At 68.6% G+C, this 17927-nt stretch carries 15 protein-coding genes, 1 tRNA gene and 1 riboswitch; of the genes, 2 read left to right on the top strand and 14 right to left on the bottom strand.

Going from position 1 to position 17927, the window contains the following annotated elements; all coding sequences use genetic code 11:
* Window positions 1-8: 8 nt before the first annotated feature.
* The 6 genes from DID99_RS13780 to pepN all read right to left on the bottom strand — a co-directional run bounded on the left by DID99_RS13780 (window position 9) and on the right by pepN (window position 7415).
* The gene (locus DID99_RS13780; RefSeq protein ID WP_124487803.1) at window positions 9-221 is read right to left on the bottom strand and encodes a hypothetical protein; all 213 of its coding nucleotides are present in this window, start codon (window positions 219-221) and stop codon (window positions 9-11) included.
* Window positions 218-1963 (bottom strand): FAD-dependent oxidoreductase, encoded by a 1746-nt coding sequence (locus tag DID99_RS13775; RefSeq protein WP_124666944.1) that lies wholly within the window; start codon window positions 1961-1963, stop codon window positions 218-220. The genes DID99_RS13780 and DID99_RS13775 overlap by 4 nt, the downstream gene beginning before the upstream one ends.
* Before the next feature lie 175 nt (window positions 1964-2138).
* A complete protein-coding gene (locus DID99_RS13770) occupies window positions 2139-2948 on the bottom strand; it encodes a LuxR C-terminal-related transcriptional regulator (RefSeq protein ID WP_124487805.1) in 810 nt (269 codons plus the stop codon).
* Between the two features lie 189 nt (window positions 2949-3137).
* Window positions 3138-3213, bottom strand: a tRNA-Thr gene (locus tag DID99_RS13765).
* A 206-nt stretch (window positions 3214-3419) separates the two neighbouring features.
* Window positions 3420-4433, bottom strand: coding sequence for a class 1 fructose-bisphosphatase (locus DID99_RS13760; RefSeq protein WP_124487806.1), 1014 nt, complete (start codon window positions 4431-4433; stop codon window positions 3420-3422).
* A gap of 288 nt (window positions 4434-4721) precedes the next feature.
* Window positions 4722-7415, bottom strand: coding sequence for an aminopeptidase N (pepN, locus tag DID99_RS13755; protein ID WP_124666943.1), 2694 nt, complete (start codon window positions 7413-7415; stop codon window positions 4722-4724).
* A gap of 186 nt (window positions 7416-7601) precedes the next feature.
* Between pepN and DID99_RS13750 the strand changes: the two genes are divergently transcribed.
* Window positions 7602-8303: a DUF4136 domain-containing protein gene (locus tag DID99_RS13750; protein ID WP_124487808.1), complete on the top strand. Its 702-nt coding sequence runs from the start codon at window positions 7602-7604 to the stop codon at window positions 8301-8303.
* A 52-nt stretch (window positions 8304-8355) separates the two neighbouring features.
* Here DID99_RS13750 and DID99_RS13745 read toward each other — a convergent pair whose 3' ends face one another.
* The 8 genes from DID99_RS13745 to DID99_RS13705 all read right to left on the bottom strand — a co-directional run bounded on the left by DID99_RS13745 (window position 8356) and on the right by DID99_RS13705 (window position 16404).
* Window positions 8356-8928 carry a TMEM165/GDT1 family protein gene (locus tag DID99_RS13745; RefSeq protein ID WP_044848551.1) on the bottom strand — a complete coding sequence of 191 codons (573 nt, stop codon included), beginning with the start codon at window positions 8926-8928 and terminating at the stop codon, window positions 8356-8358.
* 78 nt (window positions 8929-9006) lie between these two features.
* Window positions 9007-9144: riboswitch (yybP-ykoY riboswitch) on the bottom strand.
* 94 nt (window positions 9145-9238) lie between these two features.
* Window positions 9239-10555: a guanine deaminase gene (gene guaD / locus DID99_RS13735; protein WP_044848552.1), complete on the bottom strand. Its 1317-nt coding sequence runs from the start codon at window positions 10553-10555 to the stop codon at window positions 9239-9241.
* Window positions 10552-10980 (bottom strand): hypothetical protein, encoded by a 429-nt coding sequence (locus DID99_RS13730; protein WP_124666942.1) that lies wholly within the window; start codon window positions 10978-10980, stop codon window positions 10552-10554. The genes guaD and DID99_RS13730 overlap by 4 nt, the downstream gene beginning before the upstream one ends.
* A 27-nt stretch (window positions 10981-11007) precedes the next feature.
* Entirely contained in the window at window positions 11008-12033 is a 1026-nt protein-coding gene (locus tag DID99_RS13725; protein ID WP_044849230.1) for an adenosine deaminase, read from the bottom strand.
* Between the two features lie 18 nt (window positions 12034-12051).
* On the bottom strand, window positions 12052-13056 hold the full coding sequence (gene xdhC / locus DID99_RS13720) for a xanthine dehydrogenase accessory protein XdhC (protein ID WP_124487810.1): 1005 nt from the start codon (window positions 13054-13056) through the stop codon (window positions 12052-12054).
* A 615-nt stretch (window positions 13057-13671) separates the two neighbouring features.
* A complete protein-coding gene (locus DID99_RS13715) occupies window positions 13672-14184 on the bottom strand; it encodes a disulfide bond formation protein B (RefSeq protein WP_124487811.1) in 513 nt (170 codons plus the stop codon).
* A 155-nt stretch (window positions 14185-14339) separates the two neighbouring features.
* Complete coding sequence (locus DID99_RS13710) at window positions 14340-15716, bottom strand: amidase (protein WP_124571011.1); 1377 nt, start codon at window positions 15714-15716, stop codon at window positions 14340-14342.
* Window positions 15717-15723: 7 nt separating this feature from the next.
* Window positions 15724-16404: a GntR family transcriptional regulator gene (locus tag DID99_RS13705; RefSeq protein ID WP_044849232.1), complete on the bottom strand. Its 681-nt coding sequence runs from the start codon at window positions 16402-16404 to the stop codon at window positions 15724-15726.
* A 279-nt stretch (window positions 16405-16683) separates the two neighbouring features.
* On the opposite strand from DID99_RS13705, the gene DID99_RS13700 reads away from it, so the two are divergent.
* Window positions 16684-17871, top strand: coding sequence for a gamma-glutamyl-gamma-aminobutyrate hydrolase family protein (locus tag DID99_RS13700; RefSeq protein ID WP_124487814.1), 1188 nt, complete (start codon window positions 16684-16686; stop codon window positions 17869-17871).
* Window positions 17872-17927 lie beyond the last annotated feature (56 nt).

The raw sequence follows: 17927 nt of genomic DNA, 5'->3' as shown, positions 1-17927 counted from the left end.
ATCATGCGTCATCGTCCGTGCGTCGGCGCCGGTGTGCCCGTGTCGGGCAGGCCGTCGCCGGCGTCGGCAATCAGGCGGGTGACGGTTGCCGTATCGCCGATCGCCTCTATCGCCAGCAACGCGAAGCGGGCGAGAAAGAGCGCCGCATCGGTTTCGCCGATGCCGGTCATCGTGCGGCACAGGTCGGTGTAGAGGATGTCGCGTTCGGTATCGGTGATCATGCGTGCTCCTGAATGTTGGCCGACGTGCGCGGGCGCAGCGCGCGTTCGAGCGCGGCGGTCACGTCGGCGGCGCGTGCATCGTGCCAGCGGCCGAGCACGTGTCCGTCCGGACGTACGAGATAGACGGTGCCGTCGCGCGCGCCGTACAGGTCGAACAGCCGGCCGTCGGCATCGTAGCCGCCGCATCCCGGCTGTTGCGGTGCCGCGTGCCGTGCAAGCGTGACCAGCGCGAACGGTATGCCGGCGTCGTGCAGGTTTCGTTCGAGATCGGCGAACGACGGATCGGGCGCACCGTCACGCATGAAGCGGAACGCGGTGAAACGCGGACCGACGAGATCCGTCAGGTGGCCGCGTCGCATGCCTTCGCCGGTGCCGATGTCGCCCGACGCGTGCAGCATCAGCGGACATTCCGCGAGTACCATGCCGGGCGACGGCCCGGCCGAAAACGCATCGCGCTCGTCCGCATTGAGCGGTGACGCCGTGTAGGCGATGGCCGACGTCTGGCGCGGATTGATTAGCGAACGCAACGCCGGATGCCGGACCGCGAGCGTCAGCACGGCCTTGCGCATCAGGTCGAACGCGAACGACGGCGGCGCCATGAACTCGGTGCTCTTGGTGCCGTAGCGCAGGTTCTCGTGCGTCGCGAACACGCGCTCGTCCGAATAGCTGTCGAGCAGCGCGTCCGACGCGAGGCCGCGAATCGCGTACGCGAGTTTCCACGCGACGTTGTCGGCGTCGTCGATGCCCGAGTTCGCGCCGCGCACGCCGAAGATCGGCACGAGGTGGGCGGCGTCGCCGCAGAACAGCACGCGGCCGTGCCGATAGCGTTCGAGCGTCAGTGCGTTCGCCTTGTAGATCGTGATCCAGATCGGCGACCAGTCGCCGCGCTCGCCCATCATGTCGAGCAGGCTCTGCACGCGCGGGATCACGTTCTCGGGTTTCACGGCCGCTTCGGGATCCTCATCGTCGCGCAGCTGATAGTCGATCCGCCATACGTTGTCCGGCTGCTTGTGGACGAGTACCGTCGAGCCGGGGTTCGACGCCGGGTCGAAGTACGCGAGCCGCTCGGTCGGCCGGTCGCTGTCGAGCGCGATATCGACGATCACGTAGCGGCCTTCATAGCTTGTGCCCTGCAGCGACAGCCCGAGCGCATCGCGTATCGTGCTGCGCCCGCCGTCGCTCGCGACGACCCAGTCGGCATCGAGTGCATAGCGGCCGAGCGGCGTATCGACGTCGAGGCGCGCGCCGTCCGGGTGCTGCGTGACGCCCGCGACTTTCGTCTGCCAGCGGATCTCGATGAGCTCGGGGCGGCGCAGCGCGGCATCGAGCAGGAACTGCTCGATGTGATACTGCGCGAGGTTCACCATCGGCGGCAGCTTCTGGTTCTCGTCCTGCGGCATCGTGAAATGAAGCACTTCGTCGTGACGATGGAAGCTGCGTCCGCCGCTCCACGGCAGTCCGACGCGCATGAAGCTGTCGAGCGCGCCGAGCCGCTCGATGATCTCGAGGCTGCGTCGCGAGATGCAGATCGCGCGGCTGCCGTGACAGACCGAATCATCGGCTTCGAGCAGCACGCTGCGGATGCCGTGATTGGCGAGGCCGAGTGCGACAGCGAGGCCCACCGGGCCGCCGCCGACGATCGCGACGCGGTGCCGCTGCGTATCGACACCGGCGCTGCAGGTCGGCAGGTGCGGGGGATGACGCACGGCGACGAACGGGTAGGGTTTGAATTCGATGCCCATCGTTGGCTTCCAGGTTGCGCTGATCGAACGCGCACGCTCGGCGACGCGATGCGTGCGGCAGGTTGGATGCAGTATGGAAGCCGCGCCGGACACCGCTGTCCCCATTCCGGGTACGGCGAACGGCTGGCGGCGGGCCGGGATTTACCCCGACGCGTTCAGGATCGGCAATCGAAGTTCAGGGTTGCAGGCACAGCGCGAACAGCTGGCGCTGGCTCGAGATGCCGAGGCGCCGGTACGCGCGCTTCTGATAGGTGACGACACTCGAAGCCTTCACGCCGATCGTCTCGCCGATCTCCTGTGCGGTCTGGCCTTCGAGCACGCCGCGCAGCACGTCGAGCTCGCGCTTGGACAGTGTCGGGCATGCGCCGCGCAGCCGCGCGAGCATCTGTAGCGGGATGCCGATCTGCGCCGAGCCCGCGAGCGCATAGTGATGCTGCGCGGCCTGCGCGATCAGCGGTGCGAGCGTTTCGATGGCCGTGATCTCGCGCGGCTGGAACGTGCCGCTGCGGTGCGCGCGATACAGATTGATCGACAGCCAGGTCGAGTCGTTCGGCTGCATCAGCAACGCGAGGCGATCGGAGACGTCGGGGCCGCGGTAGCAGGCCGTGCGATACGCGTCGTGGCCGATCTCGTCGCCGGCCTGCTGATGCAGCAGCACGTCGCGGCGCTGCGTGCGGCGACCGGCGGCCGAGACGATTCGCTGGTTGCCGTCGAGCGCATAGAAATGGCGCGCATAGGTGTCGGCAACGTCGCGCAGGTAGCGGCCGCCGCGATGGTCGGCGACCGAGACGGTGCGCGGCCGGTTGCCGAACTCGTACGCGAAGATCGTGCACTGCGTGACGGCCAGCGCATCGTCGAACAGCTTCAGGATTTCCGCGGCGAACGCGTTCGGCTCGCTGCCGCCGATCGCGGCGACGAGACCGGTTGCACGGGACACGTCTAGTTGTCCGCTGAGGTTCGGTCGCTCGAGACGCCAGGTGCGCATGATGCTGGGGAGGGGCGGGTGGTCCGGCGATTGTAATCGGCGGCGTGCGGTGCGGGAGTCGGGGGATGCCCGCAAGCGGAAATGACGGTGAGGGTGGCGCACGACTTCGCGCATCGGAGATCGTGGCTGGAATTGCGGCCGGAAAAGAGAAAAGGCCTGACAAGCGATGCTTGTCAGGCCTTTATATCTTGGTGCCGGAGATAGGAGTCGAACCTACGACCTTCGCATTACGAATGCGCTGCTCTACCAACTGAGCTACACCGGCAGCAGAGAAATGAAATTATATGGTCAAATCCGAGATCTTGGCAATAGGTTTTGCGAAATTTTTTTCAGCTTGCTGCTGCTTCGCGAAACCCTCGATCCGGCGGACTTCCCGCTTTCACTTCACTGCGATGCAGCCTGTCAGGGCCACATCGCGAAGGCGCGATTGTACTGACGTCTCGCACCTCCGTCTAGTGCTGCAGTGCAAATTTATTTGCCTTCGTTGTGATAGCCGGTCACGCGCTCGACTTCGTTCTTCGAACCGAGGAATACCGGCACGCGCTGGTGCAGGCCGGTCGGCTGCACTTCCATGATGCGCTGCGTGCCCGTCGTCGCGGCGCCGCCCGCCTGTTCGACGATGAACGACATCGGGTTCGCTTCGTACATCAGGCGCAGCTTGCCCGGACGATCGGGCGTGCGCTTGTCGGCCGGGTACATGAAGATGCCGCCGCGGTTCAGGATCCGGTGCACGTCGGCCACCATCGACGCGATCCAGCGCATGTTGAAGTTGTCGCCACGCGGGCCTTCCTTGCCGGCGTTCAGTTCGTTGACGTAGCGCTGGACCGGTTCGTACCAGTGGCGTGCGTTCGATGCGTTGATCGCGTATTCGCGCGTATCGGCCGGGATCTGCATGTTGCTTTGCGTGAGCACCCACGAGCCGACTTCGCGGTCGAGCGTGAAGCAGTTCACGCCGTTGCCGGTCGTCAGTACGAACACGGTTTGCGGGCCGTACACCGCGTAGCCGGCCGCGACCTGCTCCGTGCCCGGCTGCAGGAACGATTCCTCGGTGGCCTGTTTGCCGTCCGGGCAGCGCAGTACCGAGAAGATCGTGCCGATCGACACGTTCACGTCGATGTTCGACGAGCCGTCGAGCGGATCGAACACGAGCAGGTATTCGCCGCGCGGGTAGTTCGCGGGGATCGGGAAGAACGTTTCCATTTCCTCCGATGCCATCGCGGCGAGGTTGCCGCCCCATTCGTTCGCGTCGAGCAGGATCTCGTTCGACAGGATGTCGAGCTTCTTCTGCACTTCGCCCTGGACGTTCTCGCTGCCGGCGGTGCCGAGCGCCTCGCCGAGCGCGCCCTTCGACACGTTGTAGCTGATCGCCTTGCACGCGCGGGCGACGACTTCGATCAGCAGGCGGAGGTCGGCGGGGAGGTTGTTGGTCTCACGCTGCTGCTCGATCAGGAACTTGGACAGCGTGGTGCGGCGGGCAATGGACATGACAGACTCCGAGAGGCCAAAGAATCCTTGAATTGCCGCAATTTTACCCGGCGCGCCTCCCGAGCCGCCGCCTTTTTTCGTCCGGTTACATGGTCGGTCGGCCGGTCCGGCCGGGTTCCGGCGTGCCCGGAGCGGCGGATCGGCCCGGCAGCGGCGGTAAAACCGGGGGGCCGAACGCATGGTCCGGCTCCCGTTCCGCCAACCTTCAGACGACAAAAAAGCCGGCGCCGCAACGGGGCGGCACCGGCTTCGTCGCGCTGGCGCGCGCGGCGAGTCGCGTGCGTGACGTTACGCGAGCGCCTTCTCGACGATCTCGCGCACGTCGCGCGATTTGGCACCGGCCGCGACCTGCTCGAGCGCTTCGCGCATCCGGTCGCGCAGCGCCGGCGTAAAGCGGCGCCACAGTTCGAGCGAGCGGGCGAGGCGCGCGGCGACCTGCGGGTTGATCGCGTCGAGCGCGAGCACCTGTTCGGCCCAGAACGCGTAGCCCGAGCCGTCCGCCGCGTGGAATTGCGCCGGGTTCGCCGCGCAGAAGCTGAAGATCAGCGCGCGCGCGCGGTTCGGGTTCTTCAGGTTGAACGCGGGGTGGGCCATCAGCGTGCGGACCTTCGCGAGCGTCGGCTGGGCCGGCGTGCCGCGCTGCGCGGCCTGCATCGCGAACCACTTGTCGATCACGAGCGCTTCCTTTTCGAAGCGGCGGTAGAAGTCGTCGAGCGCGCGCGCGGCCGCGTCGTTCGCACCGGCCGCCGCGGCGGACAGCAGCGCGCCGAGCGCGGCGGCGCGATCGGTCATGTTGTTCGCCGCGTCGTACTGCGCGGTCGCGATGCGCACGGCGTCGGCCGGATCCTCGAGTTCGGCGAGATACGCGAGCGCGAGGTTCTTCAGCGCGCGGCGCCCGGAGGCTTCAGGCGTCGGCGCGTACGCGCCCGGCGTCTGGTGCTGCTCGTACGCGGCGAGCCACTCGGCGCGCAGCGCGGTCGCGAGCTGGCGGCGCACGAACTGGCGCGCGCGATGCACGGCAGCGGGATCGGCTTCCGCCATCTGGTCGGCCAGATAGGTTTCCGACGGCAGCGTCAGTGCGAGCTCGCGGAACGCGGGCGACAGGTTTTCATCGGTCAGCACGCGGCGGAACGCGGCGACGAAATTCGCGCCGAGCGTGAGCGGTTCATTCGCGGCGGCGCGCGCGGCGAGCGTCAGCAGCGCGCGTGTCGCGAGGCGCTGGCCGGCTTCCCAGCGGTTGAACGGGTCGCTGTCGTGCGCGAGCAGGAACGCGAGGTCGTCGTCGCCGTAGTCGTATTCGACGATCACCGGCGCGGAGAAATTGCGCAGCAGCGACGGCAGCGGTTCCTGCGGCACGTCGACGAACGTGAAGGTCTGCTCGGTGTCGGTGAAGTCGAGCACGCGCGTCGTGCCCGATGCGGCGGCTTCGCCGTCGAGGCGCAACGGCAGGTCGCGGCCGTCGCGGCCGATCAGGCCGATCGCGAACGGAATCAGCAGAGGCCCCTGCTGCGTCTCGCGCGCGGCCGGCGACGCGTCGCCGTAGCCCTGCGCGAGCGTGACCGTGTAGCGGCGCGCAGCCGCGTCGTACGCGGTGCGCACCGACACGCGCGGCGTGCCGGCCTGGCTGTACCAGCGTTCGAATTGCGCGAGGTCGCGCCCGTTCGCGTCGGCCATCGCGTGACGGAAGTCGTCGCACGTCACCGCTTGACCGTCGTGGCGCTGGAAGTACAGGTCCATCCCCTTGCGGAAGCCGTCGCGGCCGAACAGCGTCTGGTACATCCGCACGACTTCCGAGCCTTTCTCGTAGACGGTCATCGTGTAGAAGTTGTTGATCTCGACGTAGCTTTCCGGACGCACCGGATGCGCCATCGGGCCCGCATCCTCGGCGAACTGCAGCTGGCGCAGCACGCGCACGTCCTCGATGCGCTTGACCGCGCGGGCCGCCGACTCGACGTCGTCGCCCGCGGCCATGTCGGCCGAGAACTCCTGGTCGCGGAACACGGTCAGCCCTTCCTTCAGGCTCAGCTGGAACCAGTCGCGGCAGGTCACGCGATTGCCGGTCCAGTTGTGGAAGTACTCGTGGCCGACCACCGATTCGATGTTCGCGAAGTCGGTGTCGGTCGCGGTCTCGGGGTTCGCCAGCACGTACTTCGTGTTGAAGATGTTGAGCCCCTTGTTCTCCATCGCGCCCATGTTGAAGTCGCCGACCGCGACGATCATGAAGCGGTCGAGATCGAGCTCGAGGCCGAAGCGCTTTTCATCCCAGCGGATCGAATGGATCAGCGAATCCATCGCGTGACGGGTCTTGTCGAGATCGGCCGGTTCGACCCACACCTGCAGCAGCTTTTCCTTGCCGGAGCCGGACGTGATCTTCTCCTCGATCGCGACGAGCTTGCCCGCGACCAGCGCGAACAGGTAGCTCGGCTTGCGGAACGGGTCCTCCCATTTCGCGAAGTGGCGGCCGTCGGCCAGCTCGCCCGAGTCGACGAGATTGCCGTTCGACAGCAGCACCGGGTACGCGGTCTTGTCGGCACGCAGCGTGACGGTGTACGACGCCATCACGTCGGGGCGGTCGAGGAAGTAGGTGATGCGGCGAAAGCCTTCGGCCTCGCACTGCGTAAAGAAGTTGCCGCTCGATACGTACAGGCCGGACAGCGTCGTGTTCTGATCGGGCGCGCACGCGCTGTCGAGCGTAAGCTCGAACGCATCGGGCACGTTTTCGACGGTCAGCCCGTGGTCGTGCGCGCGCACCGGACCATACGGCGCGCCGTCGAGCCGTGCGCCGAGGAATTCGAGCGCTTCGCCCATCAGCTCCAGATGCGGGGTGGGCGCCGCGTCCGGATTGCGGCGCACGCGCATCGTGTTCCTGACGATCGTGCGGGCCGGCGCGAGATCGAATTCGAGTGCGACGGAATCGATGAGGAAGGCCGGCGGCGTGTAGTCGGCGCGGCGGATCACGGTGGAGGAGGCGTTGTCGGACATGGTCGTCGAGATCGGTGGAGTGGGGATCGGGCCCGCAGCGCGGGCCGGCTGAACCGGGCCATTGTACAAAGGCTTGCGGCCGCGTGCCGCGCGAACTTTTTACCGGTTCCGGCAGTCCGCGTATTATCGGCATCCCGTGCGGTTCGCGCGGTGCGACGAACGGGTGACGGATCGACGAGGATCGACATGAAACACGAATGGATTCAACGCGGTGCGGGCTGGGCGGCGGCCCTGTGCGTGGCGCTGCTGACGGGCTGCACCAGCTACGTGACGACCCAGGTCACGGCCTTCTCCGACTGGAGCGGCAGCGACGCGACGCGCACTTACGCCTTCACGCGCACCGACGCGCAGAAGCACAGCATCGAGCAGTCGACCTACGAGCCGATCGTCGCGAACGAACTGTCCGCGTATGCGTTCCGCCAGGTGCCGGCCGCGCAGGCACGCTATCTGGTCGGGCTGGCCTACGGGGTCGGCAGCGATCTGGTGACGGTGCCGCAGCCGGTCTACTACGACCCGTGGTTCATGGGGCCGGGGCCGTACTGGCGGGGCGGGCCGTGGGGCCCGTGGGGGCCCTGGGGGCCGATGCCGGCCGGCTACGTCGCGCAGACCTACCAGGTGTTCGACTACACGCTCGGGATCCGGATCACCGAGCGCGCGACCGGCAAGGAGGTCTATAACGTGACCGCGCGCACCACGGGCGACAACGGCGCGCTGCTGTATGCGATGCCGTTTCTCGCGCGCAGCGCGCTCGCCGATTTCCCGTTGTCGAACGGGGCGATCCGCACGGTGCGGCTGCCGGTCGACAAGCGCGGCGGGCCGGCCGCGCCGGCCGCCAACGAGCGCGCGGTGCCGGCGGCGCCGGCATCGGGTGCGGCGGTCGCGAAGTGACGCGGTATCGACACCGGCGCGGTCGCCCGGCCGCGCCACTTGCCTGCGTGCGTCAGACGCCGACGCCCAGCAGTGCCAGCGCCCCCAGCACGACGAACAGCACGGCCGCGATGCCGTGCACCAGCTTGGTCGGCAGGCGGTGCGCGAAACGGTCGCCCAGCAGGATCGCGGGCACGTTCGCCAGCATCATCCCGAAGGTCGTGCCGGCCACCACGCCGATGTAATCCTGGAAGCGCGCGGCGAGCGCGACGGTCGCGATCTGCGTCTTGTCGCCCATTTCCGCGAGGAAGAACGCGACGAGCGTCGCGCCGAACACGCCGAGCCGCGAGCGGTTCGCATTGGCTTCGTCCGCATCGAGCTTGTCCGGCACGAGGATCCACAAGCCCATCGCGATGAACGAGAACGCGAGCGCCCAGCGCATGATCGACGGCGTGACGAGAATGCCGAGCCATTCGCCGAGCGCACCGGCGAAGCCGTGGTTCACGACCGTCGCAACCAGCACGCCGAGTATGATCGGCACGGGCTTGCGATAGCGCGCGGCCAGCACGAGGGACAGCAGTTGAGTCTTGTCGCCGATTTCAGCGAGGGCGACGGCGCCGGTGGAGATCAGGAAGGCTTGGGACACGTATGGGGTTCCACGGGCCGATGTTGTGCGTGCGAGCGACGATCCGCCGCGCGCCGGGCCCTGATGCGGCGCGCAGTGAACCATCGGTCTCGCCAGGCCTTGGTGGCTGCGTCCGCCATGGCCGAACGGCCAAGTCTGTTGACGGACGCCTCCGTCACGATGCGCGCCGGGGGCGCGGGACATCGAGCGGAGCGGCTACTCCCCAATGAGCGGCGAATTCTAGCACGGCGCGTGCCGCACGCGGTGAATTCGACGGCTCCGGCATGCGCCGCAGCGCATGCCGGAGCAGGGTGGGGCTCAGGTGCGCCGGTTACGCGGCGGCGCGGCGTGCGGCACCGCGCTCGTGCACGAGCCGGCCGGCCGCGTACGTGCGGTACACGGCGCGGTCGTCGCCGAGCAGCGCGAATGCGAACAGCAGTTCCTCGAGCGACTCCGCGCGCTTCGTGCGGCGTGCGAGCAGCGGCGTGGCCTGCGGGTCGAGCACGACGAAGTCGGCTTCGGTGCGCGGCGCGAGCGTGCCGACCGTGTCGGCGAGATCGAGTGCCTGCGCGGCGCCGGCCGTCGCGAGCCAGAACATCCGCGTCGCGCTCAGGTGGTGGCCCGACAGCCGCGCAACCTTGTGCGCCTCGTTCATCGTCTGCAGCATCGAGAACGACGTGCCGCCGCCGACGTCGGTGGCGAGCGTGACGGGCACGTCGTATTCGCCGGCCTTGTCGAAGTCGAACAGCCCGCTGCCGAGGAAGAAGTTCGACGTCGGGCAGTGCGCGACGACGGTGCGCGTCTCGGCCATCCGGCGACGGTCCTCGTCGTCGAGATGGATGCAGTGGCCGTACACCGCGCGCGGGCGCAGCAGCCCGTAACGATCGTAGATGTCGAGATAGCTGCGGTGGCCCGGGAACAGCTCGGCCGCCCATTTCACTTCGTCGACGTTTTCCGCGACGTGGCTCTGCACGAACACGTCCGGATGGCGGCGTGCGAGTTCGCTGCACGCCTCGAGCTGCGCCTCGGTGGAGGTCGGTGCGAAGCGCGGCGTGAGCGCGTACATCTGACGGCCCTTGCCGTGCCAGCGGCCAATCAGCTCGGCGCTGTCGTCATAGCCCGATTGCGCGGTGTCGCGCAGGAACTCGGGGCAGTTGCGATCCATCAGCACCTTGCCCGCGATCATCCGCAGGTCGCGCGCGTCGCTCGCCGCGAACAGCGCGTCGGCCGACTGCTTGTGCACGGTGCAGTAGACGAGCGCGCTCGTCGTGCCGCACGCGAGCAATTCGTCGACGAAGAAGTCGGCGACTTCGCGCGCGTGTTCCGGATCGCCGAACTGGCGCTCGGTCGGGAACGTGTACTTGTCGAGCCACGGCAGCAGGCCGGGGGCCGGCGACGCGATCATGTCCGTCTGCGGATAGTGGATGTGCGTATCGATGAAGCCGGGCACGATCAGCTTGTCGCGCAGGTCGTGGACGACCGCGTCGCGTGCGAGCGTCGCGGCCAGCCGTGCATGCGGGCCGGCCGCGACGACCTTGCCGTCGTCGACGATCAGGAGGCCGTCGGTCTCGTGGTTCGCGGCCTGGCTCGATTGCGCCGGGTCGCCGTTGAAGGTCAGCAGCTGGGAACGGAAAGCGGTTTGCGTCATGACGAAGGGTCCTGCATCAAGGTAAGGCGAACAGAAGAAAACGGTCGGTGCCGCGCGGGCGACGACGCGGCGGGGGCGGCCCGGGCTTGCGCGATGCGGCGAGCCGCGCAGGCGGCGCCGGGCGCTGCGCTCGCGCACGCAAGCGCGGCGGCCGTGGCCGCGATGGCCGACGTACCGGCGGACAGCGCCGCAATCGCGATGGCGATCGCGATCACGGCGACCGGCTCGCCGGCGAGCGGCATCGCGAGCCGCAACAGTCGTTGTACGACGCGCAGCGACAGGCTGCGGCGCGCGACGACGCACACCGCCGTCGCCACGCGTACGACGGACGCGATGCCGGCCTGCGTGCCCGGCGCACGCAGGCGGCCGGTGCGGCACAACGCCGGGCCGGTCGTCGCGAAGCGGATGTCGTTGCGGTGTTTCATCTGTCTAGCAGACCTCGATGCCGGCCGTCACGCGGCCTGCCAGTACGAATCGAGACGCGCAATCAGCGCATCGCGCTGCGCGGCGTCGACGAACGACGCCTCGAAGCCGTTGCGAATCACCGCGTGCACTTCGGCGTCCGTCAACTGCAGTCCGTCGACCGTCGCGAAGTAGTTGTCGTTGACGTAGCCGCCGAAATAGGCCGGATCGTCGGAGTTGATCGTCACCGCGACGCCGCGATCGAGCAGCGCCTTCAGCGTGTGCTTCGCCATGTCGTCGAACACGCACAGCTTCAGGTTCGACAGCGGGCATACGGTCAGCGCCGTGCGCGTGCGCGCGAGGCGTTCGACGAGCGCCGCATCCTCGATGCTGCGCACGCCGTGGTCGATCCGGTCGACCTTCAGCACGTCGAGCGCTTCGTAGATATACGCGGGCGGGCCTTCCTCGCCCGCATGCGCGACGAGCTTCAGCCCGAGCGCGCGCGCCTTCTCGAACACGCGCGCGAACTTCGTCGGCGGATGGCCGAGTTCGGACGAGTCGAGCCCGACGCCGATCAGCCGATGGCGATAGCGTTCGAACAGCGGCAGCGCGGCGTCGAACGTCGCGAGCGCATCTTCTTCCGGCAGGTGGCGCAGGAAACACAGGATCAGCTTGCTCGACAGCCCGCGCTGCTCGGCATCGGCGAGCGCGCGGTCGATGCCGGCCACCACCGTCTCGATCGGCACGCCGCGTTCGGTGTGCGTCTGCGGGTCGAAGAACAGCTCGGTGTGGACGACGTTGTCGGCGAGCGCGCGTTCGCAATATGCGGCCGTCATGTCGTAGAAATCCTGCTCGGTCAGCAGCACGCTCGCGCCGGCGTAATAGATGTCGAGGAACGACTGCAGGTCGGTGAACGCGTATGCGGCACGCAGCGCGTCGATCGATTCGTACGCGAGCTTCACGCCGTTGCGCTGCGCGAGCGCGAAAATCAGTTCGGGCTCGAGCGAGCCTTCGATATGGATGTGCAGCTCCGCTTTCGGAGCGCGGGCGATCTTGTCCTTGAATGTCGGGGTCATGGCGTTGTTCTTGGTCGGTCAGAATGTTGGGGAAGCCTGCACGGGTGCGTTCGCCTCGACAGCCTGCAGCAACTGCGCGGCCACCGAGATCGCGATCACTTCGGGTGCCTTGTCGATGATGCCTTCGACGCCGATCGGGCAGCGCATCCGCGCGACCTGGGCCGGGTCGATGCCGATCGCCGCCAGCCGATGATCGAACTGCGCGCGCTTGGTGTGCGAGCCGGTCATCCCGAAGTATGCATAGTCGCCGCGCCGCAGGATGCGCTCGGCAAGCATGAAATCGAGTGCGTGGTCGTGCGTCATCACGACGAAGTACGCGTGCGGCGGCGCCGTGTCGACGGCATCGGCCGGGCTGGCAAGCGCGTCGATCGCGAGATTGCCGATCCCGGCGAGTGCCTCGGCCGGCGGGAACACCGCATCGGGGCCGTCGATCCAGCGCACGTGGCACGGCAGCGTTGCCAGCACCTTCACGAGCGCGGTGCCGATGTGCCCGGCGCCGAACAGTACGACGGGGAACGCATACGGCGCGATCGTTTCGGTCATCAACGCTACACCGCCGGTTTCCCACAGCAGGCAATCGGCACGCGCGGCCGGCGATTCGGGCTCGCTCAGCAGCGGCGCGCCCGGCGAGGGGCCGAATGATACGCTACGCACGGTCGCGGCGCCCGCCGCGACGCGCTTCGCGAGCGACATGATCCAGCCGAGGTCGCCGACGTCGAGCCGCTCGAACGCGAGCACGACCGCGCCGCCGCAGCACTGGCCGAGGCTCGGGCCGAGCGCGAGCCGTTCGAGCCGGCGCGCGTGGGGCACGTGCGCGCCGTCCTTCAGCAGGTGCCGTGCGATCTCGATCGCCTTCCATTCCAGATGACCGCCGCCGATCGTATGGCGGGCCGTGTCGCGCGTGACGAGCATCTTGGTGCCGGCCTCGCGCGGCGCGGAGCCGTCGGTATGCGCGACCGTCACGAGCACGGCCGCTTCGCCGTGTGCGAGCAGTTGCTGCAGATCGCCGAGCCAGGCTTCCATCAGCACGCTCCGTTCCGGACGATTCGGCACGACGCGCGGCGCGGGCTGGCGGGCGCGGCGGCAACGAGGACGGACGGGAGCGAGGCGGGCCGGCCGCACGACGGGTTCAGTGCGGTGGCCGTGCGCCGAAGGCGCGCGCGAACGACGCCGCGCAACGTGCGGACGCCATGAGGGTGACGGATGCGGATGGTTTGCGTTGTCATGATGAATCCAGTCGACATTGCGGATCGGGCGCGCGTTACGCAGGAGGTGAGACCGCCTGGCCTCGCGCACGTAGATCGCCATCCAGTCGTGAAGATAGCACCGCAAGGCGGCGGGAACATTGCCGGGCGGTGATCCGGGCTATCAGACGGCGATCATGTCGATCATAGGCCCGCCGCGCGGGATCGGGGCGCCGACGCGCGGGCGTCGGGCCGAAACGCATGCGTGGCGGGGCGTGCGCGCGGATGTCGCGCGACGCGCGTTCGCCCGGGAATCGGGACGGCGGCGGGGATAGGTGTTTACGCGCGGCCGGCAGGGTGCGGCCGCATCGGGGTCGCGCCGGTGTCGTGGGCCTAGCCGGACGAAGCGGCCACGCGGCCTCGACCGGTCGGCCGGATCGCGCGGCGCGGCCGGTCAGCCCGCCAGCTTGCGGCGATGGCGCCAGAGGCTCGAGGCGACGGCAATCAGGATCACGGCGAAGCCGATCAGCGCCCAGCCGGGCAGCAGGATCCCGAAGATCGGCGGGTAGACCGTCTCGCACAGGCCGGCAACCTTGAACATGCCGGGGAACCACTGGGCGGGCGGCAGGCTGTCGACGATCGGCTGCAGCGTGTCGAAGCCGCAGCTGAAGCCCGGATTCATCTGGATCGACAGGTGCCGCGCGGCGGTGCCGACGCCGCCGGCCGCGGCGATCGCGATCAGCAGCTCGAGCACCCAGATGCCGCGCCAGTTGCGCATCCCCGCGGCCAGGAACGCGAAGATCCCGATCGCCGCGAAGAAGTAGCGCTGGATGATGCACAGCGGGCACGGATCTTCGTTCTTCACGTACTGCAGATACAGTGCGCCCGCCAGCAGGGCGATGCATACCCAGCCGAGCAGCATCAGCAGGCGGCGTTCACGGCGGAGTGCGAGCGTGGAGTCGTTCATGTCGGCGGGATTCCTGTCGTTGGTCGGTCCGATAAACAATCGCGCGATTTTAGCGCGAACGATCTGGCACGAAACTGACAGCGCGCGTGCGGCACCCGGCCGCCGCCGCCTCCGCTTCGTCCGGTCCATAGCCCGCCGTCATGCCGCGCGGGCGGTCACCGGATCGTGTTCAGCACGGCCTCGGCCGCCTGGCCGATCGCGAGCAGCGCGTCGTCGCGATGCGGCGCGGCCGCGAGCATCAGGCCGACCGGCGCCGCGTCGCGCGGATGGCACGGCAGCGACAGCGCGCATGCGTCGAGGAAGTTGAAGGCGCTCGGATTGCGCAGGATCAGCGCATTGGTGCGCGTGAACGCGGCGTCGTCCGCTTCGAGTTCGGCGATGCGCGGCGGCACGATCGGCACCGTCGGCGCGACGAGCGCGTCGAAGCGCGACCAGACGGTGTGTGCCGCTTCTTCCAGCATCGCGTGGCGGGCAGCGAGCAGGTCGAGATAGTCGGCCGCGCTCGCCGGCTCGCCCTTCAGGATGCGCGACAGCACGCGCGGGTCGTATTGGTCGCGGTGCTGCGCGAGCAGCGGGCGATGCCACGCGTACGCCTCGATCGGCGAGAAGCCGAAGCGGTTGATGTCCGGCAGCCGGTCGAGCGCGGAAAAGCGCACTTCAGTGACGATCGCGCCCGCGGCTTCGAGGTGCTTCAGCGATGCGTCGAGCGCGGCGGCGACGTCGGCGTCGACGCCGTCGGTCACATAATTGGTCAGCACGCCGAGCCGCACGCCTTCGAGCGGCCGCGCGGCCGGCACGTGCGGTTCGAGGCCCGCGAGCATCCGGTCGACGAGTGCGCAGCAGGCAACCGTCAGGCCGATCGGGCCGAACGAGTCGAGCGTGGTCGACAGCGGCACGCCGCCTTGCGTCGGGATCCGGCTCGCGGTCGGCTTGAAGCCGGTCAGCCCGCACAGGGCGGCCGGGATGCGGATCGAGCCGCCGGTGTCGGTGCCGAGCGCGACGGCGGCCATCCCGTCGGCGACGGACGCGGCCGCGCCCGACGACGAGCCGCCGGAAATCCGTGCATCGCCCGGCACGTCGCGGTGGTACGGCGAGCGCGGATTGCCGAAGTGCGGATTCAGCCCGAGCCCCGAGAACGCGAACTCGCTCATGTTGGTGCGGCCGACCAGCACCGCGCCCGCGCGCTTGAGCCGCGCGACGGCGACCGCGTCGGCCCTGGCGGGCGGCGCCCCGTCGAGCACGCGCGAACCGGCGCGCGTCACCTGGCCCGCGACGTCGAACAGATCCTTCACCGATACGGGGATGCCCGCGAGCGGCGACAGCACGGTGCCCGCGGCACGCAGGCGGTCGTGCGCGTCGGCGGCCGCGCGCGCGTTGTCGGCGTCGACTTCGGTGAAGACGGCCGCACCCTGGCCGGCCGGATCGGCGATCCGGTCGAGCGCGACGTCGACGAGCGCGCGGCTCGTGGTCCGGCCGGCGGCGAGGTCGGCGGCGAGCTGGGCGAGCGGAGGGAAGGGCGTGAAGGTGGTCATGGGCGGCTCAGGGGCGAAGGTGTTGGACAAGGGTGGCGCGAAACGAATCGATGTGGCGTTCGACGGCCGTGCGTGCGCCGGCGGCGTCGCGCGCGGACAGCCGCTCGAACAGTTCGCGGTGTTCGTGCTGGACGTCGGACAGGTGATGCGGCTCGGACAGCGTGACAAACCAGAAGCGCAGCGAGCGTTCGTGCAGCGCGCGCAGGATTTCCGCGAGCACCGTGTTGCGTGCCGCCGCGGCGATCGTCTGATGAAACGCGCGGTCGAGCTCCATCATGCCCTCGACGTCGTGCGAGTCGACGCAGGCCTGGCCGTCGTCGAGCAGCGCGGCCATGCGCGCGAGATCGTCGGGCGTTGCGTGGCGGGCGGCGAGTTCGACGCAATGCGCTTCGTTGATGCGGCGCACGTCGATCACCGCGGCGATGTCGTCGAGCGACAGCGGTTGCACCATCAGCCCCTTGCGCGGCATCACGGACAGCAGCCCTTCGAGCACCAGCCGGTGGACGGCCTGATGGACGGGCGTGCGGCCGATGCCGGTGCGGGCCACGAGGTCGGCTTCGTTGAGCGCGGCGCCCGGCTTGAGGCGCATCGTGATGATGTCGCGCTGGATCAGCGCGTACGCGCGGTCGGCGAGGCTGACCGCCGATGCGGCGGGCCGGTCGTGGAGGGCGTCGGTCAGGGCGTTCATGCGGGCGGGGGCGCGGTGGCCGGACAGGGCGCGGTCATGGCGCGGGCGATCGGGCAACGTGGACGATCCGTGAATATTATTGTGATATATCACTGATGTCCAGTTCGCCCGGACGACCTTCGATACCATCGAATGGAGGCCGGTGGCACGTCCGGCGGGGGATGCGACGACTTGCAACAATTTCGACAGGATGTTGCAGGTTCACCGCGCGATCGTGCACTGAAGCATAATGAATCCTCGTCAATCCAATACGCGCGAGCGACGTACCAGACCATCGTCATGAGCGAAAACACGCCTCCCCCGGCCGGTCTGCCCGGCACTTCTTCCGCTTCCACCGATTCCCCTCGTTCCGGTCCGGCGCCCACGCCGGAGGCGCCTGCCACGCAGGCTGCCGCTGCGCAGGTCGTCGCGGCGAATGGCGCAGCGCCGGTCACGGCGGCGGCCGAGCCGGGCGCCGCAGGCACGGCGGGTGCCGCCGCCGAAGGCAGTGCAGCGCCGCCGAAACCCGGTGCGGCGCCACCCGGTTTCGGCGCGCAGCCCGATTTCGACACGCCGCGCCCGCCGCCCGCGAATGCGCAGAACGTGCCGCCGGCTTACCTGAAGCAAAGCGACACGCCGTGGTCGGTATTCGGCCGGATCGTCGCGGCGCGCGCACGCCGGCTATTCGATCGCGCCGGCCAGCGGATCACGCAGCGCACGCTGCGCATCGGCGTGTCGGCGCGGATCTTCCATCCGGAGCCCGGCGCGAAGGGGCTGCGCGGCAAGACGCTGCAGTATCTCGAGGAATCGATCGCGCACTGGGTGATGTCGCGCGACGTGCTCGTGTTCATGATCCCGACCGTCGGTCACCAGGGCATGCTGCACCCGAGCAACATCCGCCTGCGCGACTACGCGAAGCATCTCGACGGCCTGCTGCTGCAAGGCGGCGCCGACGTGTCGCCGCAAACCTACGCGGCGTCGGACGCGCGCCCCGAATGGCCGGGCGATCGCGTGCGCGACATGTACGAGCTCGAGCTGTTTCACGAGTTCGTCGAGTCCGGCAAGCCGGTGCTCGGCGTGTGCCGCGGTTGCCAGCTGATCAACGTCGCGTTCGGCGGGTCGCTTTACCAGGACATCGCGACCGACGTACCGACCGCGAACGCGCACGTGAGCGAGCATTACGACCAGCATCGTCACGCGATCCGCTTCCCGGACTCGTCGACGCTGGCGAGCATGTTTCCCGGGCGCAGCGAAGCGATCGTGAACTCGATCCACCATCAGGCGATCCGCGATCTCGGCCGCGATCTGAACATCGAGGCCGTGTCGGCCGGCGACGGGATCATCGAAGGCATTCGCTACCGGCGCGCGCCGTTCGTCGTCGGCGTGCAATGGCACCCGGAGTTTCATCGTGCGGGCGGCGCCGAACTGCTCGACTGCACGCCGCTGCTCGATGCATTCCTGCGCGCGGCACGCGAAACGCGCCTGTAGCCGGCGTTTGCAGTGCCGGGCAGGAAGGCCGGCCGCATCCCGTTAAATTCGAGATG

This window comes from Burkholderia sp. Bp8986, from assembly GCF_003854225.1.
Classification (GTDB): domain Bacteria; phylum Pseudomonadota; class Gammaproteobacteria; order Burkholderiales; family Burkholderiaceae; genus Burkholderia.
This window is presented reverse-complemented; position numbering and strand designations above follow the sequence as displayed.